Annotated in this window: 14 protein-coding genes and 1 CRISPR repeat array; of the genes, 5 read left to right on the top strand and 9 right to left on the bottom strand. The window is 61.8% G+C overall.

The features are described 5' to 3' along the window. The first annotated feature begins 315 nt into the window (after positions 1 to 315). A complete protein-coding gene (locus tag LQT98_RS02690; RefSeq protein WP_231461028.1) occupies positions 316 to 4,212 on the top strand; it encodes a non-ribosomal peptide synthetase in 3,897 nt (1,298 codons plus the stop codon). 272 nt (positions 4,213 to 4,484) lie between these two features. Here LQT98_RS02690 and LQT98_RS02685 read toward each other — a convergent pair whose 3' ends face one another. Together LQT98_RS02685 and LQT98_RS02680 are read right to left on the bottom strand one after the other, a co-directional pair. Then, positions 4,485 to 7,262: a PKD domain-containing protein gene (locus LQT98_RS02685; protein WP_231461027.1), complete on the bottom strand. Its 2,778-nt coding sequence runs from the start codon at positions 7,260 to 7,262 to the stop codon at positions 4,485 to 4,487. Positions 7,263 to 7,701: 439 nt separating this feature from the next. Continuing rightward, positions 7,702 to 8,610: a DUF6216 family protein gene (locus LQT98_RS02680; protein ID WP_231461026.1), complete on the bottom strand. Its 909-nt coding sequence runs from the start codon at positions 8,608 to 8,610 to the stop codon at positions 7,702 to 7,704. Between the two features lie 94 nt (positions 8,611 to 8,704). After that, positions 8,705 to 12,633: a CRISPR direct-repeat array (repeat unit 28 nt; unit sequence TTTCTAAGCTGCCTATCCGGCAGTGAAC). A gap of 206 nt (positions 12,634 to 12,839) precedes the next feature. Between LQT98_RS02680 and cas1f the strand changes: the two genes are divergently transcribed. Then, the gene (gene cas1f, locus LQT98_RS02675; RefSeq protein ID WP_231461025.1) at positions 12,840 to 13,814 is read left to right on the top strand and encodes a type I-F CRISPR-associated endonuclease Cas1f; all 975 of its coding nucleotides are present in this window, start codon (positions 12,840 to 12,842) and stop codon (positions 13,812 to 13,814) included. Continuing rightward, positions 13,811 to 17,155, top strand: coding sequence for a type I-F CRISPR-associated helicase Cas3f (gene cas3f / locus LQT98_RS02670; protein ID WP_231461024.1), 3,345 nt, complete (start codon positions 13,811 to 13,813; stop codon positions 17,153 to 17,155). Before cas1f ends, cas3f begins: the two co-directional genes overlap by 4 nt. 225 nt (positions 17,156 to 17,380) lie before the next feature. Here the strand turns inward: cas3f and LQT98_RS02665 are convergent, their stop codons facing one another. The 5 genes from LQT98_RS02665 to LQT98_RS02645 form a co-directional block, all read right to left on the bottom strand. Continuing rightward, positions 17,381 to 18,154, bottom strand: a complete 774-nt coding sequence (locus LQT98_RS02665; RefSeq protein WP_081574162.1) for an ABC transporter ATP-binding protein — start codon at positions 18,152 to 18,154, stop codon at positions 17,381 to 17,383. Next, a complete protein-coding gene (locus LQT98_RS02660) occupies positions 18,151 to 19,215 on the bottom strand; it encodes a FecCD family ABC transporter permease (RefSeq protein WP_231461023.1) in 1,065 nt (354 codons plus the stop codon). Before LQT98_RS02660 ends, LQT98_RS02665 begins: the two co-directional genes overlap by 4 nt. Next, complete coding sequence (locus LQT98_RS02655) at positions 19,212 to 20,321, bottom strand: ABC transporter substrate-binding protein (protein WP_048408875.1); 1,110 nt, start codon at positions 20,319 to 20,321, stop codon at positions 19,212 to 19,214. Before LQT98_RS02655 ends, LQT98_RS02660 begins: the two co-directional genes overlap by 4 nt. A gap of 148 nt (positions 20,322 to 20,469) precedes the next feature. Beyond that, entirely contained in the window at positions 20,470 to 20,760 is a 291-nt protein-coding gene (locus tag LQT98_RS02650) for a DUF2218 domain-containing protein (protein ID WP_227104831.1), read from the bottom strand. A gap of 109 nt (positions 20,761 to 20,869) precedes the next feature. Next, positions 20,870 to 22,993, bottom strand: coding sequence for a TonB-dependent receptor domain-containing protein (locus LQT98_RS02645; protein WP_231461022.1), 2,124 nt, complete (start codon positions 22,991 to 22,993; stop codon positions 20,870 to 20,872). Between the two features lie 323 nt (positions 22,994 to 23,316). Between LQT98_RS02645 and LQT98_RS02640 the strand changes: the two genes are divergently transcribed. Both LQT98_RS02640 and LQT98_RS02635 read left to right on the top strand, forming a co-directional pair. Then, entirely contained in the window at positions 23,317 to 23,628 is a 312-nt protein-coding gene (locus LQT98_RS02640) for a hypothetical protein (protein WP_231461021.1), read from the top strand. 75 nt (positions 23,629 to 23,703) lie between these two features. After that, entirely contained in the window at positions 23,704 to 24,138 is a 435-nt protein-coding gene (locus LQT98_RS02635) for a DUF411 domain-containing protein (RefSeq protein ID WP_231461020.1), read from the top strand. A gap of 357 nt (positions 24,139 to 24,495) precedes the next feature. Here LQT98_RS02635 and LQT98_RS02630 read toward each other — a convergent pair whose 3' ends face one another. Beyond that, on the bottom strand, positions 24,496 to 25,779 hold the full coding sequence (locus LQT98_RS02630) for a ferredoxin reductase family protein (RefSeq protein ID WP_231461019.1): 1,284 nt from the start codon (positions 25,777 to 25,779) through the stop codon (positions 24,496 to 24,498). An 87-nt stretch (positions 25,780 to 25,866) separates the two neighbouring features. Then, positions 25,867 to 26,505: TolC family protein (locus tag LQT98_RS02625; RefSeq protein WP_231461018.1), on the bottom strand; the 639-nt coding region annotated here is incomplete at its 5' end.

Below are 26,505 nucleotides of genomic sequence, written 5' to 3'. Positions count from 1 at the left end.
TGTCGCTTCCGGGGCCTTGGAGGTGACGGAACTGGCTACGATTCTTTACTCACTGGCTAATTCATAGCTATCAGAATCTCAAAGGGCGTTTAGCCAATGTGCCCGCTAGCGGTATTGTGAAGCATGCTTGCTGAGGTGTGCCGTACTTCAATGTTCCTGCTACTTAGGCGAAGGGTGTGAGGTGCTTTGCTGTGTAGTGAGGCTTATCAATTCAATATTGATAATCATTCCCATTTATAGTGTAAGATTGCTGCTCTCATTTGATCTGCCCACGCATCATAGCGCTGGCATGGAACCGCAACGGCACGCCTTCTTATGACTTTGACCGCTTCTCGCCTCCCCGTCAGCGCCGCGCAGCACGGCATCTGGATGGGGCAGCAACTTTCCCCGGACAACCCGAGTTACCTCACCGCCGAAGCCACCGAGCTGCGAGGCGCGCTGGACCTGGACGCCTTGCGCGACAGCGCCGCCGAGGTGCTGGCCAATTGCGCGGCGCTGAATATGCGCTTCGAGTTTGACGGCAGCCTGCTGTGGCAGCAGCCGGTGGCCGCGCAGGCGGAGATAGCCTGCCTGGACTTCTGCGCGGAGGCGGAACCGGAAGCGGCGGCACGCGCCTGGGTGGCTCAGGCGCTGGCGCGGCCGTGCGATCCGGCGCGGGACGCGCTCTATCTGGGCGCGCTGTTGAAGCTGGGGCCGGAGCGGCACTGGTGGTATCTGCAGACCCACCATATCGCGCTGGACGGCTTCGCCTACGGCCTGCTGAGCCAGGCGCTGGCAGCGCGCTACAGCGCCCGCGTCAAGCAGCAGGCCCTGCCGCCGCTGGCGGATTGGTCGCTGGACAAGATCGTCGCCGCCGATCACGACTACCAGGCCAGCGAGGCCTGCGCGCAGGACCGCGCTTTCTGGCTGCAGCGCCAGGGCCGGCAGCCGGCGGCCAGCACGCTGGCGCCCGCCGCCTTGCTGGCGGACGGGGTGAACAAGGCCGAGCAATGGCTGAGCCCGGCGCAGATCGCCGCTTGGCAGGCTTCGGCCAAACAACACGGCGTGGACTGGGGCGCCTGGCTGCTGGCGGCGGTGGGTGCCTGGCTGGCCAAGCACAGCGGCCGCCGCGCGCTGACCCTGGGCCTGCCGGTGATGAACCGCCTGGGCACGCCGGCGCTGGCGGTGCCGTGCATGGCGATGAATATCGCGCCGCTGAGCCTGCGGCTGGACGAAGAGCTGGGCGCGGCGGAGCTGAGCCGCCAGCTGGCGGACAGCCTGCGCGCGATCCGGCCGCATCAGCGCTACCGCTACGAGCAGCTGCGCGGCGATCTGGCGCGCGTCGGCGGCCAGCAGCGCTTGTTCGGCGCGGTGGTGAACCTGATGCCTTTCGACCGCCGCGCGCCGTTCGCCGGCCTGGACAGCCGGGTGCTGCCGCTGGGCTCCGGCCCGGTGGAAGATGTGTCGATCAATTTCAGCCTGTTGAACACCGAGTGGCGGCTGTGCCTGGAAGCCAACCCCAATGCCTACCCGCAAGCGGAGTTGGACGGCCTGCGCGACGATTTGCTGGCCTGGCTGGACGCCTGGGCCGGCCGCGCGCCGGACGCCGCGCTGAGCGAGTTGCTGCCGGAGCTGCCGCCACTGAGCGTGCTGGACGGGGCGGCGCTGGAACGCGAGCCACGGGAGGTATTGAGCTTGATCCGCGCCGCTGCCGCCGCGCGGCCGGACGCGACGGCGCTGGAACAGGACGGCGAGCGCCTGTCCTACCGCGAGCTGTTGCAGCGCGTGCTGCAACTGGCCGGCCGCTTGCAAGCCGCCGGCCTGCAGGCGGAGGAACGGGTGGCCATCGTGCTGCCGCGCAGCCCGGAAGCCATCGTCGCCATCCTGGCCACGCTGTGGGCCGGCGGCTGCTATGTGCCGCTGGACCCGCACGGCCCGCCGACGCGGCTGGCTATGGTGCTGGATGACGCGCAGCCGCGGCTGGCCGTCACCCTGAGCGCCTGGCGTCCGCTCTTGGGCGCCGTGCCGGCGCTATGTCTGGACCTGCCGCCGCAACAGGACGCGCTGGCCGCCGCGGACCCGGCGCCGGAAGCCGGCCAAGCCGCTTATCTGCTCTACACCTCCGGCTCCACCGGCAAGCCCAACGGCGTGCTGGTCAGCCACGGCGCGCTGGCCCAGTTCGTCAGCAGCGCCGGCCAGCTGTACCGCATCGGCGCCGACGAACGCATTCTGCAATTCGCGCCGCTGCACTTTGACGCCAGCATCGAGGAAATCTTCCTGGCGCTGTGCCATGGCGGCACCCTGGTGTTGCGCACCGACGCGATGCTGGAGTCGATGCCAGCCTTCGCCGCCGCGGTGGCGCGCCAGCGCATCAGCGTGCTGGACCTGCCCACCGCCTTCTGGCACGAACTGGCCTTCGCCTTGCAGCCGGAACTGGCCGCGCAGCTGGCCAGCGTGCGGTTGACCATTATCGGCGGCGAAGCCGCGCTGCCGGAACGCGCCGGCCGTTGGCAGGCGCTGTTGCCTGGCAGCGTGCTGCTCAACAGCTATGGGCCCACCGAGGCCTCCATCATCGCCACCAGCGCCATCCTGTCCGGCCCCGGCGCGGTGTGGGACGGGGGCGACAGCGTGCCCATCGGCCTGCCGCGCCCCGGCGTGCGCGCCGTCATCGTCGACGAGCGCCTGCAGCCGGTGGCGCAGGGCGAGGACGGCGAACTGTGCCTGCTGGGCGAGGCGCTGGCCATCGGCTACCTGGGCCGCGAAGAACTGACCGCGCGCCGCTTCGTCACCTTGGACGCGCTGCCCGGCGCGCCGCGCGCCTACCGCACCGGCGACCGCGCGCGCCTGAGCGATGGCCAGCTGCGCTTCCTGGGCCGGCTGGATCATGAAATGAAAATCAGCGGCCTGCGCATCGACCCGGCCGAAATCGAAAACGCGCTGCTGGCCTGCCCGGAGGTGCGCGAGGCCGCGGTGGTGGGCCTGCCGCTGGCCGGCGGCGGTTATACGCTGGCCGCCTTCCTCAGCGGCGGCGAGACCGAGCCGGCGACGATGCGCTCGCGCTTGGCCGAGGTGCTGCCGGCGGCGGCGATCCCGGATCACTGGCGCTGGCTGGACAGCCTGCCGCGCAACGTCAACGGCAAGATAGACCGCAAGCAGTTGGCCGCCGGCATGGAGGCGCAAGCGCCGGCCGCGGCGGAAGACGCCAGCCCGCTGGAGCGCCAGGTGATGGAGGTGTGGCAGCAAGTGTTGGGCGTCACCCCGCCCAGCCGCCACGCCAACTTCTTCGAACTGGGCGGCAAATCGTTGCAAGCCATCCAGGTGGCCAACCGGCTGGCGCAGCGCCTGAACCGCGAAGTGGCGGTGTCCGCGCTGTTCAGCCACAGCACGGTGGCGGCGCTGGCGCAGGCGCTGAGCGCGCCCGCCGCGCACCGGCCGCCGTCGGCCAGCGAAGGCCAGGAATTCGCGCCGCTGCTGACCATCCAGCCCGGCGCGCTGCCGGCGCTGTTCTGCCTGCACCCGGCGGAAGGCCTGTCCTGGTGCTATCTGGGCCTGGCCAAGCACCTGCCCGGCGTGGCCATCTACGGCCTGCAGGCCACCGGCATCACCGGCGACAAGCCGGCCAGCTTCGACGCGATGGTGGCGGACTACGTGGCCCGCGTGCGTGAGGTCCAGCCGCAAGGGCCGTACCGGCTGCTGGGCTGGTCCCTGGGCGGCGGGCTGGCGCAGGCGATGGCGGCGCAGCTGCGCGCCGCCGGCGAAACCGTGGAACTGGCGGCGCTGATGGACAGCTATCCGCCCGCCAGCTGGCAGGGCCGGCCGCAACCGACATTGCACGACGCGCTGGTGACGGTGCTCAGCGTCAATGGCGAAGTGGACGCCGACGAAAACGGCCAGCCGCTGGACAATGAAGCGATCTACCAACGCCTGCTGCGCCCCGGCAGCCCGCTGGCGCCGCTGGGCCGCGCCGCGCTGGAACGGCTGGGCGAGGCCTCGCTGCACGGCATGCAATTGTTCCGCGACAGCCAAACCCCGCGTTACGACGGCGACGTGCTGCTGTTCCGCGCCGGCGTCCACCCGGAAGACGCGCCCAAGCCGGAAGACTGGCGGCCCTTCCTCGGCGGCAAGCTGGAGTGCGTGGAGCTGGACTGCGACCACTTCGGCATGAGCGATCCGGAGCCGATGCGAAGGATAGGCGAGGAATTGGCGCGGCGGCTGGGGGGGAAGTCCATCTAAGGGCTAGGAGCGGCGATCAAGCCGCCAGAGGCTTACCGTACCCAAGTACTGCCTAGGTCGGCACGCCTTGCCTTTGCCGTGAAACTGAATTGTGAGCGACTTCAACGCGCCAAGGGTGTTAAGAATGGTTCGTTGAGCAAAAAACAACGCCGCGCATTCCTGAGTGAAGCGCGGCGTTTTTCTATGCTTAATCTAATAGTGGATGAAAAACACAATATCAATGATCAACACTGATTAGGCACACACATAGAGGCTGGGTGATGAGTGTGTTATCAATCTACGCTAATTTCAAGTATGGCTCCGGTATCGCTGACGAGTAAATGGCCATTACGAGGATCGATGGCGACATCTCTTGGCGCGGTTAGCGTCGCTGGCAGTGCTCCGGCAAGCGTTCCCTTTTTGCCGAGTTGCCCGGCGACAATCGATACACTCCCATCCGGCGATATTTTTCGGATGACCGCATTTCCGGTATCCGCGACAAAGATATTGCCCGCTTTATCTATCGCAATGCCTCTTGCTTTTTTGAATTGAGCTTGCGAGGCAATTTCCTCCATTTGTTGTGTGGAGGTGTTAAGGCGGAACACAGCATAGCTGGCCATGAAAATCTCACCAGCGGGAGATATGGCGATGTCAGCTCCAATGATGTCATTGTCTGGAATAGGGAAGGATCTTCGACTAAAGATAGTGGTTTTAGCACCGCTGGCGCTTAGCTTGTGAATGCCGGTGGTGTCGATGAGGTAAATATTTCCTGCGGCATCTTCCGTTAAGCCCTGTACATCACCATACCGGTAGACATCTTGATAGAAAACCTCAGCTTTGCCATTTACAAGCTTGAATACCCCATTTTTATTAGTGGTTGTGAAGTAAATCGCTCCAGATTGACTCTTTAGCAAGCCGGTTATTTTGTCATAATCTGATGGGGTGTACAGGCTTTTAACGCAACCATTGCTTTCAATGGATCTTATGAAGCTGTGATCCGCAAATATCTTTTCACCATCCAGCCCAGCAGATAGCATGAATGGCCTGGCTAATATCGCATCGCCACAGCTGTCTTGCATTCTGTTTTCAATTCTATAGCCGCCTGCCACGATACTGAGATGCCCTTGCGGATCTCTTTTTTGAATGGTCGCATTTTTGCTATTTACAATATAGACACTGCCATCACTCTCCATGGTGAGAAGAGGATCCGCATCCAATGAATCAGTAAGGTTTAAGTCAGCCTCCCCTCTAATGATGGTAGATGACTCCCCACTAGGAGTAACTTTCTCGATGTCATGAGTGTAGTAGTGAACGTCGTAAATATTGCCATCGCTATCGATACCTGCACTGAAAGTATTTTTCTTTCTTAATAACTCTAGCTTTTGATTTGAGTCAATCCGGTAGTAGCTGTCGGAAGAACCAAAATAGAGTCGGCCTAGACTATCTATTTGCTCCAAGCCACGAGGGTAAGCACTGGTCGTGGGGATTTTGCTCCAGCCATTCCGCTCGGTGTATTCATATAGGCCTATATCAAGCAAGGCGTAGAGCTTGCCATTGCCATTGGACAAGATCTGATAAATATACCCATTGTCGGGTGATAGAATGACCGACTTTACATTTGCTGGGGATACTTTATAGATGGTTACTCTTCCCCCTGGAATATAATCACCATTTAAATAATAGAATCCGCCATTTTCCCCCGCAGAGACGCTGGCAAAGTTCTCTCCGGAAAGTATCGTGACGACATTGCCCATTTTGTCTATTCGTCTTATAGACTTTTGTTCAACTCGCCCTCCCAGATCATTAAAGGTAGTTACAGTGTCAATTAAGAACAAGTAGCCATCGATACTGCTTGACACTTTGCCTGGCGAAGTAAATCGGGCATTCGTGCCATTGCCATCTAGGTTGCCTGGACCAAAGATGCTACCTGCTAGAACACGCATGCCTGAGCGCGCCACTGAAATTGTCGCGGTTGCCTGGGTTTGTTGCCCATTGCTGCTGTAGGCATAGGCGGTGACGGTGAATGTTCCGGAAGAGGGAAAGTGATGGGTTGGGCTTTTTTCTTTTACCAAACTCGAACCATCGCCAAAATCCCACGCATAGTCAAGATTGCCCTCTCCTGTCACTATCATATCAAACCGGATGAACTCTCCCGCCAAGATGGATAAATTACTGGGGTTCATGGAGTAAATGATTGGAGAGGGAGGAGAGACAACTTGTATTGTCGTGGCGGCTGTTGCTATCTCACCGGCTTCATCGGTTACTGTGACTCTGGCGAGATACGTTCCTGCCTTTTTATAGGTATGGCTTTGAAAATCCCCATCGCCCTTTTCCCCATCACCAAAATCCCATGAAAATCGCACACTTCTATAGCCGCTACCATAGGCTTTAAGGCTTACCGCTTGGCCTGAGGTGATTTGGCCGCTATTTTGAATGACCAGTTGAGCGGTTGGTTTGGATGTGGCAACGTTAACGCTTGCTTGCGATGTTGATGTGTTTCCATTCTTGTCTTTAGCTTTTAGCGTTATTTGATAGCTGCCGGCCTTAGAGTAAGCATGAATTACTTTTTTTCCTTGGATGATGCTGCCATCACCAAAATCCCACTCATAATTTATGGGCAGGCTACCTGTGCCTATTGCCTCCAATTCAATTGAGTCCCCAATTGTCAGCGCATTGGTACTTAATCCGGTGATCGTGGCGGTGACTTTTGCCGGAAGAATGGAGATCTTCGAGCTTGACTGCGCCTTAAGCCCAGCTTGATTAGTGATTACCAGGGTTACCGTATAGCTGCCTTCCGATGCGTAGGAGTGCGAAGGCGCGGCGTCAGTTGATTTTGCCCCATCGCCAAAATCCCACTCGTAAGTATGGGGACCCTGATTGCTTTCACCAATAAAGCTTAATAGCTCACCAGCAAAAACTCCTTTCGGGGCATTTATATTGATATGCGCGCTTGGCGTTGTCGATGGAGCGCCTCCCCCAGAGCCTCCCCCTCCACCACCTCCTCCACAGGCGGCTAATATTGCGCACATGAGAATGACCATCGTTTTTTTAATTAAATTGATTCGGATCACGGATTGAACTCTTATAATGATTGTTTAATTTGTTACACAATTATTTCTATGGAATATTCTAGTGCCAACAATATTTTTATGCAATGGGCATGGCGCGTGGATTGTCAAAATGCGGCAGTAAAAAATTCGATGAGCTTTCTAAGTCACTGAACCAGCAGTGAATATGGCGTAACGTACCGCCATACCTGGCGGATGCTTGCCAAGCGGCTGCTCAAAGAGTCACGACCGAGGACAGCAAGCGGCGGAAGATTCGGCCCTTGTCTTCGCGGCAAGCTGACACGTGGCGCTGGGCTTTAACCGCTTAGCTTTGAGTGACCTGAAGCTGATACGGCGGCGCGGAGAGGAGTTGATGCGGTGCTTGGCTTGAACCGCGCCGGTTTGAGGAAAACGCCGTTCACCTTGGGTGAGCGGCGTTTTTATCTGTGCTGTCAGGCCGTTTTCATTCGCTGACAACCGGATCTGCTTGCTTATGGCTTGCCGGAGACGGGGCCGCCATCTCCATTGTGACGAGGGGAGGCTCGGTGATGAGCTGACCTCTTTCTTCCTGCTTCGCTTGGCGTGCTTTTTGACGATCAATCATCTCCTTCGCACTGATACGGCGTTGCAAGAACCGTACGGTTATAAACAGGAAGACACCGACATAGGCACTTAGAAACAAAAACAGCATGCGTTGCTCTGATACGCTGTCGCTGATTACTTTGGGGTAATTGGCCTGCTTGAGGAATTTGCAAAAAATCTGGGCGTCGCCAGGGGAGAAACCCGTGGCCGGAAGCGAGGGTTTGGCGCAGTCGCTTTCACTGATTTTGTTCTTGCCCCATAAGCCGGTGATGGTCTTTTGACTGCTGGCAAAGAACCAGGTCTTGCTTTTCGTGGTGGTATAAAGCCCATCGTCTATGCCAGTGCTGGCAACCATGCCTGCGGTGACGATGCCCAGCGCGAAAACCGCTAGCAGTAGGGCGATGCTGCCGAGTCTGTTGGGCGAGGTGATATTGCCGGGCTCGCTGAGCTTGAAGTAATGCCCGCAGCGTTTGACGTCATCAATATCCTCATTGTGCTTGGCCACCCATTGGATCAGCGCCAGCATCTCTTGCTTGGTGCGGATCTTAAGCCCGGTCAGGGTACGGAACTTCATGATGGCGTTTCTTTCATCCAGAAAGTCCGCCAGCAGTTTGTCGTTGATCTTCTTCTTGCCGCCCACAATGCGCCATAGCAGCGTCAAGGGAATGTGGTAGGACTGAGTGCGCAGCACCACGAACAGAATGGCCAATACCGGCAGCGCGCCCAGGAAGATGGCGGTGAGGGGCGAGATCAGCTTGGATGCCTGATTGACGTAGTCAATGTATTCCACGGCCACTCCTTTGGTGATTTTATTGGCATATTTTATCCTTTGGGAGTGGCTTTGTTCAGGCGGCTGATCAAGAAAAATGCCCCATCAGGGGCGTTTTGTTTGCTGCCTATCCGGCAGTGAACTGACCGCGGGAACATCTGGCAGCGCGTGGAGTTTTCTAAGCTGCCTATCCGGCAGTGAACAAGACCGCCCTCGGTCGTTTCATCGACAAGTCTTTCTAAGCTGCCTATCCGGCAGTGAACCAGGCAATCCAATCGAGGAAGCCAGCGAAGCGTTTCTAAGCTGCCTATCCGGCAGTGAACAGGAAGGTGGCCAGCTGCGCGCCGATCTCTTTTTTCTAAGCTGCCTATCCGGCAGTGAACTCTACCTGGGTGAAGTCTGACGCATCCAAGGATTTCTAAGCTGCCTATCCGGCAGTGAACCGCCGATGTTGATTGTTTTTTGAATGCGCATTTTTCTAAGCTGCCTATCCGGCAGTGAACTGGGCCTGACCGATTGCAGGGTGGCTCCCTGATTTCTAAGCTGCCTATCCGGCAGTGAACTCCGCGCCAGGGTCCGGCAGCCACTCGCTACGTTTCTAAGCTGCCTATCCGGCAGTGAACACGAAATCGACCAGGTGCGTGTCACCGTGCCTTTTCTAAGCTGCCTATCCGGCAGTGAACACAGAGTACACACCTAAAGGCGATGGCAAGTTTTTCTAAGCTGCCTATCCGGCAGTGAACCGCAAAAAGGCTGGCGCAGGCCAGAGCGTCGTTTTCTAAGCTGCCTATCCGGCAGTGAACAACTCTCGCCCATCCTCTGCGCGAACCCGGAGTTTCTAAGCTGCCTATCCGGCAGTGAACCCGTCGCCCGAGCTGGGCGAACTGACTGAATATTTCTAAGCTGCCTATCCGGCAGTGAACTGCCCACACTCTCAGGCTGACGCGCTCCATGTTTTCTAAGCTGCCTATCCGGCAGTGAACTTCAATATGGACGTGATGGGGTACAGCTGGAATTTCTAAGCTGCCTATCCGGCAGTGAACTGTTTCGGTGCGAAGATCAGCGCCGCCGCTGTTTTCTAAGCTGCCTATCCGGCAGTGAACATGAGCTGGCACTTTTCGCGGGCGCTGGTGGATTTCTAAGCTGCCTATCCGGCAGTGAACGATGTTTGCAACATCTCCCGGAGGGCCTGGAGTTTCTAAGCTGCCTATCCGGCAGTGAACTTGCTCATTGGTACTGCCTTTCTGCCCTATGTTTTCTAAGCTGCCTATCCGGCAGTGAACATGCGCAGCGGCTGGGTCAAATGCACGTAGGCTTTCTAAGCTGCCTATCCGACAGTGAACAAAGGCACAACTCACTTGCTACCCCTGTCAAATTTCTAAGCTGCCTATCCGGCAGTGAACCCCGGATCAGCGGCGATCCGCTTGTTTCTGTATTTCTAAGCTGCCTATCCGGCAGTGAACAAAACGGTTGGGGCGCGCTGCCAAGCAGACGATTTCTAAGCTGCCTATCCGGCAGTGAACATCATATCGGACAGTGTGTTGCGGCCGAGACCTTTCTAAGCTGCCTATCCGGCAGTGAACCATGGAGCAGCCTTTGCTAGTTAATATTGATTTTTCTAAGCTGCCTATCCGGCAGTGAACGCAATGTCGCCGACACGTTGCACTGTTAGAATTTTCTAAGCTGCCTATCCGGCAGTGAACGCGGAACTACTGGGCACGCAGGGGGCTGTGCTTTTCTAAGCTGCCTATCCGGCAGTGAACGGGCCGAGGCGCTTGTAAATCTCGCGCATCACTTTCTAAGCTGCCTATCCGGCAGTGAACCCTTGACACGCAAGGACGCGCAGCGTCCGCATTTTCTAAGCTGCCTATCCGGCAGTGAACATCCGGCTTCGGCAGCGTCAGGCCGCGAGGCATTTCTAAGCTGCCTATCCGGCAGTGAACGACGTGCACACCGTGACTTTCGCCCCGGGCGATTTCTAAGCTGCCTATCCGGCAGTGAACGCACGGACTGGTACGGCAGCGCCGCATTGCCATTTCTAAGCTGCCTATCCGGCAGTGAACGAGCTGCCGCTCCCGCCGCACGATCCGAAGCATTTCTAAGCTGCCTATCCGGCAGTGAACTGGCCGCGCGCAGCTGAGCAAATGTATCTGCTTTTCTAAGCTGCCTATCCGGCAGTGAACGTTGCTCAGTACGACTATAGGACGGCCGGCGATTTCTAAGCTGCCTATCCGGCAGTGAACGTCGAGCGCTGCAACACCATGCTGCGCCACCATTTCTAAGCTGCCTATCCGGCAGTGAACCACACCAAGGCACTGCGCGGCCTGCCGCAGATTTTCTAAGCTGCCTATCCGGCAGTGAACTCAACAAGGCCGCGGAATGGCCGTCCGTCAAATTTCTAAGCTGCCTATCCGGCAGTGAACGTTCTCCCGACTTGCCCCAGACTTGCGCGTAATTTCTAAGCTGCCTATCCGGCAGTGAACAACACGAATAAGCGCGCGTCCCTGGCCTCCCTTTTCTAAGCTGCCTATCCGGCAGTGAACGGAAGGTGTGTAGTACGCTTCCGAGGAGGGCATTTCTAAGCTGCCTATCCGGCAGTGAACTAGACATGCATGTTCTCGCGGTCGCGGTTTTCTTTCTAAGCTGCCTATCCGGCAGTGAACGCCAAGCGCTCAAGCTCGGCCAGTTGCTCCTTTTTCTAAGCTGCCTATCCGGCAGTGAACGCCACCTACATCGACAACACCCTGGGCATCAATTTCTAAGCTGCCTATCCGGCAGTGAACATTCGGCGACGGTGGCGGCTGGCTCGGTTACCTTTCTAAGCTGCCTATCCGGCAGTGAACTTCACCGGCAAGACCGCCGCCGAAATGAAGGATTTCTAAGCTGCCTATCCGGCAGTGAACTTGGTGATCTGCACGGCGTCCGCCATGACCGCTTTCTAAGCTGCCTATCCGGCAGTGAACGGCGAGCGCCGTTTGCGGGCGGCCGATCGCAATTTCTAAGCTGCCTATCCGGCAGTGAACAAATGGACATCACCGCCGACGGCCGCGTGTACTTTCTAAGCTGCCTATCCGGCAGTGAACGTGCAGCGCGGAGGCTCCATTGCTGCGTCGATTTTCTAAGCTGCCTATCCGGCAGTGAACGGTGCGCAAGAGCGAGCTGCTCAATGCGACTTTTTCTAAGCTGCCTATCCGGCAGTGAACCCTGGTCATGTCCCCCAGGTTCGGCACTTCCGTTTCTAAGCTGCCTATCCGGCAGTGAACGGTGGCCCAGGCTGTACCGTCCGAGGTGTCCATTTCTAAGCTGCCTATCCGGCAGTGAACAGCGCAAACCCATCACAACGAGCATTCATGGTTTTCTAAGCTGCCTATCCGGCAGTGAACAATGTGGACTTTTGCGCTGGTCTGCAGCGTAGTTTCTAAGCTGCCTATCCGGCAGTGAACGCGCGCCAACGGCATCTGCCTGCGCTTCATGTTTTCTAAGCTGCCTATCCGGCAGTGAACACCAGCAGCCCCTTGAACTGGCCTTTGCTGATTTTCTAAGCTGCCTATCCGGCAGTGAACCTACATACAGGCGCGCGGCGGCCTCGGCGTCTTTTCTAAGCTGCCTATCCGGCAGTGAACCCGCCGTTTGGCCACGTCACCAAGTACTGGATTTTCTAAGCTGCCTATCCGGCAGTGAACAGCACTTTGCAAGACAGGTTTTGCAGGCTCATTTTCTAAGCTGCCTATCCGGCAGTGAACTCGGACATGATGACCTCCTCTCATTTTGACGATTTCTAAGCTGCCTATCCGGCAGTGAACTTGAGCAGGGCCTCAAAGGCCTTGCCGCCTACTTTCTAAGCTGCCTATCCGGCAGTGAACACGAGCAAACCCATAGCCCATCATTTCGGGCATTTTCTAAGCTGCCTATCCGGCAGTGAACTTGCAACGATTGCGGCCACTGTGTGGTATCGCTTTCTAAGCTGCCTATCCGGCAGTGAACTCCGACAGCATCAGATCCGCTTCACGCTCAATTTTCTAAGCTGCCTATCCGGCAGTGAACTAGAGTCTACACCGCCCACAGTCCTTATGGCGTGGGCATTTGCAGCGATTCTTTCGGCTTTGACCCAAATTTTCAGCTTATCGCTAAGTCATTGTTTTTAAATGTGGGCTCCAGGGGGCAGAAAAAAAGGGTAGTCCGCGCCGGCTGTCCCACTTTTCATGCTCATGGCAAGATGCGCTGTCGCGTTCCATCCCGAAGGTATCGCCATGTCAGATTTTTCCCCGTCCGATCTCAAGACCATTCTGCATTCCAAGCGCGCCAATCTTTACTATCTGCAGCACTGCCGGGTGCTGGTCAATGGCGGGCGGGTGGAGTACGTCACCGATGCCGGCAAGGCTTCGCTGTACTGGAATATCCCCATCGCCAACACTAGTTGCATCCTGCTGGGCACCGGCACCTCGGTGACGCAGGCGGCGATGCGGGAGCTGGCCAAGGCCGGGGTGATGGTGGGGTTTTGCGGCGGGGGCGGCACGCCCTTGTTCAGCGCCAATGAGCTGGAGCAGGAGGCGGCGTGGTTTGCGCCGCAAAGCGAGTACCGGCCCACCGAGTATCTGCAGTACTGGGTGCGTTTCTGGTTTGACGACGCGCAGCGGCTGGCTGCGGCCAAGGATGTGCAGCTGGCGCGGCTGGGCTGCTTGCAGCGGCATTGGCTGGGCAGCCGCGCCTTGCGCGAAGCCGGTTTCGTGGTGGAGGAGGCCGGCCTGGAGGCGGCCTTGCAAGCTTCGCGCCAGGCGATCGCCCAGGCGCCGGACCATGCGCATTTGCTGACCGAGGAGGCGCGGCTGACCAAGTTGCTGTTCCGCTTGGCGGCGCAGGCCACCGGTTATGGCGATTTCAGCCGCGCCAAGCGCGGCGCCGGCACGGACCCGGCCAATGCTTTTCTGGATCACGGCAATTACCTGGCTTACGGCCTGGGCGCCACCGCGGCCTGGGTGCTGGGTTTGCCGCACGGCCTGGCGGTGTTGCACGGCAAGACCCGGCGCGGCGGGCTGGTGTTCGACGCGGCGGATCTGGTCAAGGACGCGTTGATCCTGCCGCAGGCCTTTGTTTCCGCGATGCGCGGCGACGATGAGCAGACTTTCCGCCAGGCCTGCATCGAGGCGCTGACCCGCGGCGAAGCGCTGGACTTCATCATCGACACCTTGAAGGACGTTGCCGAGCGGCGGGGGCGGGCGGCATGAATATCCTGCTGATTTCGCAATGCGACAAGAAGGCGCTGACGCGCAGCCGGCAGATTCTGGACCAGTTCGCCGAGCGCCGCGGTGACCGCGTCTGGCAAACGCCCATCACCCAGGCCGGGCTGGACACGCTGCGGCGCTTGCTGCGCCAGAGCGCGCGCAAGAACACCGCGGTGGCCTGCCACTGGATACGCGGCCAGGACCATAGCGAGCTGCTGTGGATCGTCGGCGACGCCAGCCGTTTCAATGCCGACGGCGCCACGCCCACGCACAGTACCCGCCGCAATGTGCTGCGCAGCGCGGACGAGAACGATTGGCACAGCGGCGAGGACATCCAGCTGCTGGCCGGCCTGGCGGCCTTGCTGCACGACTTGGGCAAGGCCAGCCAGGCGTTTCAGCAACGGCTGCGCGGCGAGCGGAGCGAGCGCAATCTCTACCGCCATGAGTGGGTGTCGCTACGCTTGTTTCAGGCCTTTGTCGGCGATGACGACGACGCCGGCTGGCTGGCGCGCTTGCGGCAGCCGACGGAGCAGGACCATGCCAGCTGGCTGGCGCGTTTGCAGGCGGACGGCATGGGGAAGGCGTGCGAACCGCCGTTTTCCCGTCTGCCGCCGCTGGCCGCCGCGGTGGGCTGGCTGGTGCTGACGCATCACCGGCTGCCGCTGATGCCGGAGTTCGAGCAGGAGCGGCAATGCCGCTTGGGCGGCAAGCTGCAGGGCTTTCAAAGCCGCATGCTGTTGAATATTCCGGCTCATATCGACGCGCGCTGGAACGAATGGCGGGAGACGGAGGCCGAGCCGGCGCAGCTGGCGCCGTATTGGCGTTTCCCGCAGGGCCTGCCGGTGAACACGCCGGCCTGGAGCCGCCGCGCCGCGCGGCTGGCGGACAAGCTGGCCGCGCGCCTGACCGCGCGCGGCGAGACGCGCTGGCTGGACAATCTTTACGCGATGCACGTGGCGCGGCTGAGCCTGATGCTGGCGGATCACCATTTTTCCAGCCTGGATTACGGCCAGCTGCGGCACAAGCGCGGCCAGGCCGGCTATCCGCTGTGGGCGAATACCCATGGCCGGTCCGGCGATTTCAATCAGCCGCTGGACGAGCATTTGCTGGGCGTGGCGGAGCAGAGCGCCCTGGTATGCCGCGCCTTGCCCGGTTTTGAGCGCGAGCTGCCGCGGCTGTCGCGGCGCAAGCGCTTGCTGCAGCGCAGCGCCGATGGGCGCTTCCACTGGCAGGACCGCGCCGCGGATTTGGCCGCGGGAATGCGCGCGCGGGGGGCGGAGCAGGGCGCTTTCATCGTCAATATGGCGTCCACCGGCTGCGGCAAGACGCTGGGCAATGCGCGGATCATGTACGCCTTGGCGGACCCGGCGCTGGGCCTGCGTTGCGCGTTTGCGCTGGGCTTGCGCGCGCTGACACTGCAAACCGGTCAGGCCTTCCGCCAGCGGCTGCGCCTGAACGAGGACGATCTGGCCATCTGCGTGGGCGGCAGCGCCAACACCCAGTTGTTCAAACACTATCAACAGCAGGCGGAGGCCAGCGGCTCCGCTTCGCGCCAGGCTTTGTGGGACGAGGGCGGCGAGGTGCGTTACGAGGCCGGCGGCGAGCACCCGTTGTTGTCGCGCGCGCTGCGCGATCCGCAAACGGCCAAGCTGCTGCAAGCGCCGCTGCTGGTGTGCACCATAGACCATCTGACGCCGGCGACGGAAAGCCAGCGCGGCGGTCGGCAGATCGCGCCCATGCTGCGGCTGATGAGCGGGGACTTGGTGCTGGACGAGCCGGACGATTTCGACCTGGCGGACTTGCCGGCGCTGACTCGGCTGGCGCATTGGGCCGGCTTGCTGGGTAGCCGGCTGCTGTTGTCGTCCGCCACCTTGCCGCCGGCGCTGATCGAAGGCTTGTTCGAGGCCTATCTGGCTGGCCGCCGTCAGTTCCAGGCCAATCGCGGCCAGCCGGGACGGCCGCTGGCGGTGTGCTGCGCCTGGGTGGATGAACAGGACCGGGCCCAGGAAGATTGCGCCGATGTCGACGCTTTCCGTCGGCGGCAACGTCAGTTTGCCGGCCGACGCGCCGATTGGCTGGCCACGCAGCCGGCGCGGCGCAATGCCGAGCTGCTGCCGTTGAGCTTTGACCCGGGGCAGGCACCGGCCTTGCGTCGGGAGTTCGCCGCCCAGTTGCAGCCGGCTATCGAGCGCTTGCACCGGCTCAATCAGCAGCGGGACCCGATCAGCGGCCAGGCGGTCAGCTTTGGCCTGGTGCGCATGGCCAATATCCAGCCCTTGTTCGAGGTGGCGCTGGCCTTGTACGCGCTGCCGTGGCCGGCGCACTGGCAGCTGCATTTATGCGTCTACCACTCGCAATACCCCTTGCTGTTGCGTTCCGCCATCGAGCGCCAGTTGGACCAGGCGCTGAACCGCGAGCAAGCGGAAGCGGTGTTCACGCTGCCGGCCATCCGTCGCGAGCTGGACGCTGAGCCGGAGCGCGAGCATGTGTTCATCGTGCTGGGCTCGCCGGTGACCGAGGTGGGTCGGGATCACGATTACGACTGGGCGATAGTCGAGCCCTCGTCGATGCGTTCGCTGATCCAATTGGCTGGCCGGCTGCGCCGCCACCGTCCGGACCCTTGGGACAAGGTGAATGTGCTGATTTGTGAGCGCAATCTGCGCAGCGTGGAACAGCCCAACCAGCCGGCCTTCCGCAGGCCGGGCTTCGAGAACGAGGCGTTTGCCTTGGACAGCCATTTGTTGAGCGAACTGCTGGAGGAAGACGAGTACCGGCATCTGGACGCGCGGCCGCGCATCGCGCAGCCGGAGCCCTTGCAGCCGAAGCGGCGCTTGTCGCACCTGGAGCATGCGCGGCTGGCGCAGATGATGTCGCCGGCCGGCCAGGCCAAGGCCGCCAGCAGCCGGCCGGGGCGGGAGGGTCAGGCCATCGCGCCCTTGGGCGCGTATAGCTGTTGGCAGCAGCCGCAGGCGCTGCTCAGCGGAGTGTTGGCGCAGCAGCAGCCTTTCCGCGCCGGCGGCGAGCGGGAGCTGGATTTGCTGTTATTGCCCACCGAGGATGGGGACGATTACGCGCTGCACCGGGTGGAAAGCCGACCGTGGCCGGAGCCGCCGCATTTCACGCCGGTGGAGGCCAGCCTGAACCAGCGGGTGCTGGACGCGGCGTTGACGCAGTCGAATATCCGGCCCTGGGGCGTCAGCGATTATCCGGCGGCCTTGGCCGAACTGGCGGCGGAACTGGGCATGGAGCTGGACGCCTGCGCGCGGCGCTTTGGCGGGCTGAGCTTGCCGCAGTCGGACAATGGCTGGCGCTTCCATCCGGCGCTGGGGTTTTGCAAGGCTTGAGGCGCGCCAGCAATGAAAACGGCCGAGGCGGCGAGCGTAGCGCCGGGGCCTCGGCCGTTCGCAGCAGACATCTGACAGACTCTCAGAGCCTGTTCAAAATCTCGCGAGCAAGAGCGAGACAAGGCGAAAACAGCTGAGAAAGCGGAATGTACAAGTGGTACATGAGCATTTCGAAGCTGTTTTCAACGCCGTATCGCCGCAGCGCAGCAGATTATGAACAGGTTCTCAGCGCAAACCGCTGTGCAGCCCGTCCACCAGCACATGCGGCACGCCCTGGGAGCAGCGCTCCACCCGGCCGCTGACGCCGTAGACGCGGCGCAGGCTTTGGCTGTCTATCACCTCGTCCGGCGCGCCGTTGGCTTGCAGCGCGCCGTCCTTCAGCATCAGCACCCGGTCGCAGTGGCGCAGCGCCACATTGAGGTCGTGCAGCACGATGACGGTGACCATGCCGCGGCGGCGGGTTTCGCGGCGCAGCAGGTCCATCACGTGGAACTGGTAGTTGAGGTCCAGCGCCGACAGCGGCTCATCCAGCAGCAGCACTGCCGGTTCGCGGATCAGCGCCTGGGCGATGCCCACCAGCTGGCGTTGGCCGCCGGACAGCTGGTCCAGGTAGCGCAGTGCCAGTTGCTCGATGCCCAGCGATTGCAGCAGCGCGAACACTTGCTGGTCGTCGTGGCGGCGCGACAGGCCGGCGGCGGTGGCCTGGCCGGCCACCATCAGCGATTCGAACACCGACAAATGCACGCTGGGCGGTAGGGTTTGCGGCAAGTAGGCCACTTCGCCGCGCTGGCGGCTGAGTGCGCGCTGGTCCAGGCGGACGTCGCCACTGCTGTGCTGCAGGCCGGCCAAGGCGCGCAGCAAGGTGGACTTGCCGCTGCCGTTGGGGCCCAGCAAGGCCGTGATGTCGCCCGCCCGCAGACAGGGCACGTCCAGCGCGCGTATCACCTGGCGCTTGCCGTAGCTGACCGAGAGTTGATGGATGGACAGGGCGGAGCTCATTGGCGGCCTCCGTTGCGCAGCACGATGGCGATGAAGAAGGGGATGCCCACCAGCGAGGTGACGATGCCCACCGGCACGATGACGCCGGGCACCAGGTTCTTGGTCACCACCGAGGCCATGGACAGGATGGCGGCACCGGTCAGCGCGCTCACCGGCAGGTAGAAGCGGTGATCCTCGCCCACCAGCCGGCGCGCGATATGCGGCGCGATCAGGCCGATGAAGCCTATGGTGCCGACGAAGGCCACCGCCAGCGCGGTGAGCAGGCTGGCGCGCAGCAGCGAGCTGAGCCGCAGCCGACGCACATTGATGCCGAAGCTGGCGGCGCGGTCTTCTCCCAGCCGCAGCGCGGTCAGCCGCCAGGACTGGCTCAGCGACCAGGGCAGGATCAGCGCGAAGGCGCCGAACAGCAGGGCGATCTTGGGCCAGTCCGCGCGCGACAGGCTGCCCATCAGCCAGAACACCAGGTCTTGCAGCGAGTCCGCGGTGGAAACGAATTGCAGCAGGGACACCAGGGCGTTGAAGCTGAAGAACAGCGCGATGCCGAACAGCACCACGCCGCTGGTGGGCATATTGCTCCAGCGCGCCACCACGTCCAGCAGCAGCGCGGAGCCGAGCGCGAACACGAAGGCGTTGACCGGCAGCATCCACGGGCCGGGGATGCCGGGGAGGCTGACGTCCAGCAGGATGGCCAGCGCCGCGCCGAAGGCGGCCGCCGGCTGCAGGCCCAGGGTGAACGGGTCCGCCAGCGGGTTGTGCAGCACGGTCTGCATTTCGGCGCCGGCCAGGCCCAGCGCCAGACCGGCGGCGATGGCGATCAGCGCATAGGGCAGTCGGATCTGCCAGACGATCACCTCGGTGGCCGGATCGGCTGCGGCCGGGTGCCACAGCGTCTGCCAGAACTCGGCCAGCGGCATGCCGCTGGCGCCGGTGGTGACGTCCAGCGTCAGCGAGACGGCGAGCAGGCTCAGCAGCACGGCCACCAGCAGCAGCCGGCGCAGCAAGGTGCGGCGGTAGTCCGCCGCCACCATGGCGGCGGAAAGCGTCATGGTTTCGCTGCTCATTTAACGCCCTTGACCCAGTAAGTGCCTTGCGGCTCTATGGCCAGGAAGTCGCGGTGCAGCTGTTTCCAGCTGGCGTCCGGGTCCAGCTTGGCGAAGCGCGCCGGCTGCAGCTCCTTGGCGAAGGCTTCCAGCAGCACGATGTGGTAAGGCGTGTTGTAGAAGTGGTGCCAGGCGCCGAAGGTACGGCCTTCGCGCACCGCGCGCAAGGCGCCCACCGGGCTGCGCGCGGCGGTGCGCTTGAGCGAGGCCTGCGCTTGCGCCGCGCTGATGTTGGCGCCGAACTGGATGCCGGTCTTGTCGGCGGCGTCGGCGGTGCCGGTGCCGATGTAAAGATCCGGATTGCTGGCCAGCACATGCTCCATATTCACTTCGCCCACCGCGCCGGGAATCAGCTTGTCGGCGATATTGACGCCGCCGGCGGCATCCACCAGCTCGCCCAGGCTGCCGCGGCCGGCGCTGGTGACATTGCTGAAGGCGCCGGCGCGCAGGTCCAGGAAGGCCTTGGGCTTTTGCTGCGCCGGGATGGCGGCGACGACTTTGCGGATGGCGTCCATCTTGCCCTGGTAGAAGCGGATGAAGCGCTCGGCCTCGGCCTCGCGCTGCAGCGCCTTGCCCATGATGCGCAGGCTGGGCACGGTGTGTTCCAGCGGCGCGTTGCGGAAATCGACGAACACCACCGGCACCTTGGCTGCTTGCAATTGCTGCACGATGGGGTTGTTCAGGCCCGGGCCGTGGCCGGAGATGCTGAACACGGCGATGTCGGGGCGCAGCGTCAAGACTTTTTCGGCGCTGACCGAGTTCTCGCTGGTCTTGCCGATCAGCGGAATCTGGTCGATGGCGGGGAAGCGCTGCTTGTACTGGGCGTAGGTTTGCGGGTCCAGCTGGCGGAAGTCGCCCTGCCAGCCGGCGATGCGGGCGATGGGCTGCTTGCCTTCCAGCAGGGCCAGCGCGTAGAACAGCCGGCCTTCGCCCAGAAGGATGCGGTTGACCTTGGCCGGCACTTCCACTTTACGGCCGGCGATGTCGGTGACGGTGGCGGCTTGGGCCGCCAGCGTGGCCGCGGCCAGCGCGCCGGCCAGCAGCAGACGGGAGAACAGTGTTTTCATTGTGATTCCTTGAGCGATACGGCTCCGCTGTCAAAGCCCGCCGTAGGGGCGGGGCGACAGGCTTTGGCAGTGGAGCGGGTCATCATACAGAAACGGGAGCCGCCGGGCAGGCCCGGCGCGCTCGGAAAACGCGGCTGGGTTGGGGTTCTTACTCGGTCTTGGCCCAATCCAGTTTCAAGTCCGGCGTCTTGGCCATCAGGCCCAGATGCTCGTCCATGATGAATTCGATCTTGGCCAGCTTGTCGGCGGCGTCGGCGGCACAGATCATGTCCAGGGTGTCGTCCTGACGCTGGATGCGGCATTCGCCGATCGGAAAGTGCACATGGGCCTGGTGGCTGTCGAACTCGACGGGCACTTTCAGCGCGTAGTGCTTGCACAGCTTGTACAGCACCTTGTCGGCATTGGGCGTGGTCAATTGGGCGCGGCTGCTCAACATCATCAATTCTCCAATCGTAAAAACGGGAACAGGCAGTTGGCGAATCCGGCGGATTCGGCAACTGCCGTGCGGTGTTTCCGGCCCGTCCGGGGACGGGCCGTCAGGGTGCGGCTTAGAACTTGCCGGTCAAGGTCAGCCAATAGCGGCGGCCCTCGTCGACCATCCAGTTGCCATTAAGCGGCGCTTTGCTGCGATCCAGTTCTGCATTGCCCATGCGGTCATCAATCGCTACCTTGCGGTCGGCCAGATTGAAAACGGCAAAGTTGACGTCAAACTTCTTGCTCAGCTTGTAGCTGCCGCCAAAATCCCAGGTGCTGGAACCACCGCGGGTACGAATACCGTAAGCACCATTGCGGAAGCCGGTGTAGTACTGCTTGCCTTCGAAGTTCAGGCGAGTGTACAGGTCCAGTTTCTCCATCGGCGCCCAGGCCAGCTTCACATTGCCGGCGTGCTCCGGGGTCTTGTCCAGCGGCAGGCCATTCAGAGACTGCCCGTTCAGGGAGGTTTCCTTACCTCCATCGCGCTTGGACTTGGTGTAGGTGTAGTTGCCGGACAGCGTCCACTTCGGCATGAAGGTCCAGCTGCTGGACAGTTCCAGGCCGCGGATATTGACCGAATCCACATTGTCGTAAATGTAGACACGCGCCGGCTTGCCTCTGACAATGAGTTCATTCGTGAATTGATCGGTACCGAAACTAACTACCTTGTTCTTGAAATCGTTGTTGAACAGGGTGGCGTTGGCACTCAGACCTTGCTCATTGTCGAAGTGCAGGCCGATTTCGTAAGAGGTGCTTTCCTCCGGTTTCAGCTTGGAGTTGCCGCACAGCAAGGCTGTTTCCACGCGGCTGCCGGAGCGCATGCAATAGCCGTCGGTGCTCTGGCGGATGGTCGGCGCCTTGAAGCCCTTGCCGACGCCGCCCTTCAGTGTCCATTGCGGGCTCAGGTGTTCAACCAGATAAACACGCGGGGTGAAGTGGGTGCCGAACACGCTGTGATGATCGACGCGGCCGCCAGCGGTAATGGTCAGGTTGTCGGTGGCTTCGAAACTGTCCTCGGCAAACAACGACCACGTATTGACGGTAACTTTGTCTGGGTTGGGGGCACCAGAGTATTTGAATCTGCTTGGATCAAATGCTTCCTGTGCCTGCATATCGGAGCCAACTTGTCGGCCAAGTTGGGTGCCAATTTTTACGGTGTGGCGATCTAGCAGGAAGGTCAGTTGGCCATCCAGCGTGGTATTGGTCAGTTTCAGGCCTTTGCCTGTGTTGACACCGTTGATATCAGTGCTCGATTTAGCAATTTCCTGATACAGCGCGACATTGGAGCGGATATTGCTGTACTTGCCGTTGTGGCTCAGACTCCAGTGATCACGAGTATCGTATTGGTCATTCTTTTTGTCGTCCCAGCTCAAAGACTTGCTTGGGGTAACTGTCTTACGTAGCTCGTTATGACCGGCCTCGAAGGTGATCTCGTGGTCCTGATTCGGGGTGAAGCTCAGCTTGGTGTTGATGTCGGCCACGTGGCTAGCATCTTTGCCGCCGTCGCCGCTATTGTTGTAGTAAATATTGTCTTCAGCCTGGTTGTTCAGCGAGCCATAAACTTGCAACGACAGCAGGTCCTTCATCAGCGGGCCGCCCAGCCAGAAGCTGCTCTGGCCGGTATTGCCTTCGTTCGAATGCTCGGTGATGGTGCCGCCCAGCGTCATCGAGCCATGCCATTCCTTGGGCGCTTTGCGGGTGATGATGTTGATCACGCCGCCCATGGCGTCGGAACCGTATAGCGAGGACATCGGGCCGCGCACCACTTCGATGCGCTCAATCGCTTCCATCGGCGGGATCTGGTATTGCTGGAAGCCGCCGGTGCCGCGGCTGCGCACTTCGCGGGTGCCTTGGCGGCGACCGTCCACCAGGATCAGCGAGTATTCGCCGGGCATGCCGCGGATGGCGATGTCCTTGTCGCTAGGCGCTGCGCCATTAATGTTGATGCCTTCCAGATCGGTCAGGGCATCGGTCAGGCTGGTGAACGGCTTCTTCGCCAGATCTTCACGGGTAATCACCGAGATGCTGGCCGGAGCCTGCTTGATTTTTTGCTCATAGCCGGTGGCGGTCACCACTACCGAGGGCAAGGTGGCTTCGGCTTCCGCCGCGTGGGCGGCGGGCAGGTAGAGCGCGGAGACAGCGGCGGAGAGCAGGGCGAGGCGCACACCGTGACGGGCGGCGGAGTCAAAGGTTTTCATTGTCGTGGATACCAGAAAATCATCACATGAACGAGGCCCATTTGATCCGCGTTCCGGCTGGGTCGGCGCTCCGTGCATGCCGTTGGCTTTTTGTTTGCGCAAGGAATGTCAAATGGGACCACAAGTATCCCACCGAATTAATGAGAACGCAAATGCGAATCGTTATTGATTGTGGCGTTTTTGGGGGTGAGGGCCGCGATCCGGCAGAAACATGATGTGGCTCAAACTTTGTGCGGGACGCAAGAAATACCGCAAGCATTTGGGAACCAAGGTGTTAGCTGCCAGTCCCACGCCTGTTCCGGCTCACGCGTGTCTCTGAATCAATGTCTCTCCGCCTGCCCTTGCTGCTGTTGCTAACGTGTCTGCTGCTCTTGCCGCAGGCCGGCTGGAGCATGGGCGGACGCGTGGCTGCCAGCGCGCCTTGCGTGTGGATGGCGGATGATGGCGCGGCTTGCCATACCCTGCCGGCCAGCGCCGCCCAGGCCGCGGCTTGCTGCCAGTTGCCGGCTGCGCCGTGGCCGGCGGTGCCCAGTCTGCCCTTGCAGGCGATCCGCTCGGTGCTGCAGGCCAAGGCCGAGGCGGTATGGTCCGGTTTCATCCCCGCCCCGCCGGAGCGCCCGCCGCAAATGCTTTGAGTGATCCTGTCTTGTCCACTGCCCGCGCCTTGAGGCGCGGCGGTTCATATCATTCGATGCATTGGAAGGTGTTTCATGAACAAACGTCTGCACTGGGCCGCCGCCGCGCTGGCCATTTCCCTGATCTCCCCGCTTGCCGCCGCCGCCGATGGGCTGATGCATAAAGACCCGTATTGCGGCTGCTGCACCGCCTGGGCCGAGCATATGCAGAAGAACGGCGTGGCGCTGCAAAGCCGCAACGAGGCGGATATGTCCGCCGTCAAGGCCAAACTGAAAGTGCCGGCGGATCTGCGTTCCTGCCATACCGCCGAGATCGGCGGCTATGTGTTTGAAGGCCATGTGCCGGCGGATCTGGTGAAGAAGGTGCTGAAGGACAAGCCCAAGATCGTCGGCCTGGCGGTGCCGGGCATGCCGATGGGCAGCCCGGGAATGGAGGGGCCGAGCAAGCAGCCCTATCAGGTGTTGAGTTTTGATGGGCAGGGGAGGCGCAGCGTCTACGCCACGCGTTAAGACCCGCTAACAAAACCCCCTGATCCTGCGTTGCGCCTCCTTGTCGTACGACTTGTACTGCCTGCGTCGGCGCGCCTTGGCTCAGGTACGCTGCGCGGTTTTGTTAGCGACTCTAAGAACCTGTTTACGATCTGCTGCGCTGCGCTGCGGCGGGATGGATAGAAAAGGGCGTTGGAAAAGACCTCAGCATGCTCATGTACCGTATGTACATTCCGCTTCTTCGGTCGTTTCCGCCTTGTCTCGCTCTAGCTCGCAAGACTTTGAACAGATTCTAGATTAGCGATGCGCCAGCCGCCTTGCAGCGGCTTGCTTGAGTGCATGACGGGCGTTCCGGCAGGTTGGAGCGCCCGTTTTGCGTCAGCGCATCGCGAAGGCCTCGTGATGGAAAACCGGCGCCTGCGCGCCGCGTTGTTTCAGGCCGCGCCGCAGCGCCTCGCCCAAGCCTTGCGGGCCGCAGAACCAGACCTCGTCCACTTCCGGCAGCATGCCGGCTTCCAGCCGCGCGCCGGCCTCGCTCTCGATCAGATGCAGCCGCACGCCGTGCTGATGGCAGGCTTGCCGCACTTCTTCCAGCCGCGCCGCCTCGCCGCGGCTGCGCACGCAGTAGTAGAAATCCACGTCCAGTTGGCTGTCGGCCAATTCCTGGCTTTGCAGCCAGGCCAGGAAGGGGGTGACGCCGATGCCGCCGGCCACCCAGGCCTGGCGCGCGCCGCCGCGCGGCTGGAAGCGGCCGTAAGGGCCTTCCACGATGACGGCCTGGCCGATCTGGAGTTCGGCCGGCAGGCGGCGGGTGTAATCGCCCAGCGCCTTGATGATGAAACGCAGCTGGCCGTCGCCATGGTCGGCGCTGGCGATGGTGAAGGGGTGGGCGCCTTCATGGGCGGCGAAGTTGACCAGCGCGAATTGTCCGGCGTGGTGCCCGGGCCAGGCCTTCATCTGGCAGATCACTTCCAACTGCCCGGCTGGCAGCGCTTCGATGCTCTGCACCCGGCCGGCGTATTGTTGTCGCTTGCCGATGCGGCCGGCCAGCGAGTAGAGCGCGCAGCCGGAGCCGATCAGCATCAGCGCGGCCAGCAGCCAGCCCACCGGCTGCGCCCACATCTCGGCCGGCATCAGGATCAGGCCGTGGAAGGCGCCTGCCAAGTAGAGCGGGGCGAACAGCTGGTGCAGCTTGCGCCAGAAGCGATAGGGCACGGCGCGCAGCAACGCCAGGATCACCATGGCCAGCACCGCCCAGGCAGCCCATTCGCCCACGTCCTTGGCCAGTGAAACCAGCGGGTCTTTGCCGCCGCCGCCGCTCTTGATGCGCGGGGCGACCCAGGCCAGAGCGAGCATCAGCTTGGGCGACAGCTTGATCAGCCAGTGAGCCGCCAGCAGCAGGCCGGCGGCGATGCCCAGGCGCTTGTGCAGCGCGTAGAGCCGGTCCAGGCCGCCCAGCAGCGGTTCCAGCCAGCGCGGGCGCGTGGCCAGCAGCATGGCGGCGCTCATCACGGCCATCAATTGCACGCCGCTGAGCAGCACCAGTTCGTGTCGCCATTGCCAGTAGTTGGCGGGCAGGCCGTTTTGCCACAGGCTGGCGGCGGCGTACAAGGCGCCGCTGGCGAACAGCAGCAGGCTGAGCACGGGAAGTCTAGGGTTCATCGCCTTAGTCCTTTCTTGTGATAGGGGATTAAGGTGATTGGAACACCGCAAACTTAAGCGCAGCTTAAACGCGGCGCGGGGGTGGGTTCAGCGTGGTGGCTCGGCGGATGGTGTGTCGCCGCCCAGCGCCTTGTATAGCGCGATCAGGTCGGCGGACAGCGTTTGCCGCGCGGCCAGCCGCTGTTCGCGCAGCACAGCGAGCTGCAACTGCGCTTCCAATACGTGGCTTTGCGCGGCCTCGCCGACGGCGACGCGCTGGCGGGCGTGGCCAAGCTGGCGTTGCAGCGCGGCTTCTCCCTCGGCCAGCCGCGCGTCCTGGATGCGGCCGGCCTGGTTGCGCAGCAGCGCGGTTTCCACATCGGCCAGCGCTTGCAGCACCGCCTTGCGGTATTGCGCCAGCGCGGCGTCGTAGCCGGCCTCGCGCGCCCTGACCTGGGCTTGCAGCCGGCCGCCGGCGAACAGCGGCAGGCTTAGTTGCGGGCCCAAACTCCAGTAGCGGCTGGCCTGGGAGGCGAAGTCGCCGGGGCGGACGCTGTCCCAGCCGCCGCTGGCCAGCAGGCTGAAGCGCGGATACTGCTCGGCTGTGGCCACGCCGATGTCGGCGCTGGCGGCGGCCAGCTGTCGTTCCGCGGCGCGCAGGTCCGGCCGGCGCAGCAGCAATTCCGACGGCAGGCCGGCGGCGGGCGCGGCTGGCAGTGGAGGCTCCGGCGCGGCGGTGTCCAGCAG

It is taken from the genome of Chromobacterium aquaticum (assembly GCF_021129195.1).
In the GTDB taxonomy this organism is placed as follows: Bacteria; Pseudomonadota; Gammaproteobacteria; order Burkholderiales; family Chromobacteriaceae; genus Chromobacterium; species Chromobacterium aquaticum.
Note: the sequence above shows the minus strand (reverse complement) of the source record. Positions and strands in the feature narration are given on the sequence as shown.

Bases quoted from the DNA above. Each gene is read 5' to 3' on its own strand.
- LQT98_RS02690 (WP_231461028.1), top strand. From the start codon at position 316: ATGACTTTGACCGCTTCTCGCCTCCCCGTCAGCGCCGCGCAGCACGGC.
- cas1f (WP_231461025.1), top strand. From the start codon at position 12,840: ATGTCAGATTTTTCCCCGTCCGATCTCAAGACCATTCTGCATTCCAAG.
- cas3f (WP_231461024.1), top strand. From the start codon at position 13,811: ATGAATATCCTGCTGATTTCGCAATGCGACAAGAAGGCGCTGACGCGC.
- LQT98_RS02665 (WP_081574162.1), bottom strand. From the start codon at position 18,154: ATGAGCTCCGCCCTGTCCATCCATCAACTCTCGGTCAGCTACGGCAAG.
- LQT98_RS02660 (WP_231461023.1), bottom strand. From the start codon at position 19,215: ATGAGCAGCGAAACCATGACGCTTTCCGCCGCCATGGTGGCGGCGGAC.
- LQT98_RS02655 (WP_048408875.1), bottom strand. From the start codon at position 20,321: ATGAAAACACTGTTCTCCCGTCTGCTGCTGGCCGGCGCGCTGGCCGCG.
- LQT98_RS02650 (WP_227104831.1), bottom strand. From the start codon at position 20,760: ATGATGTTGAGCAGCCGCGCCCAATTGACCACGCCCAATGCCGACAAG.
- LQT98_RS02645 (WP_231461022.1), bottom strand. From the start codon at position 22,993: ATGAAAACCTTTGACTCCGCCGCCCGTCACGGTGTGCGCCTCGCCCTG.
- LQT98_RS02640 (WP_231461021.1), top strand. From the start codon at position 23,317: ATGTCTCTCCGCCTGCCCTTGCTGCTGTTGCTAACGTGTCTGCTGCTC.
- LQT98_RS02635 (WP_231461020.1), top strand. From the start codon at position 23,704: ATGAACAAACGTCTGCACTGGGCCGCCGCCGCGCTGGCCATTTCCCTG.
- LQT98_RS02630 (WP_231461019.1), bottom strand. From the start codon at position 25,779: ATGAACCCTAGACTTCCCGTGCTCAGCCTGCTGCTGTTCGCCAGCGGC.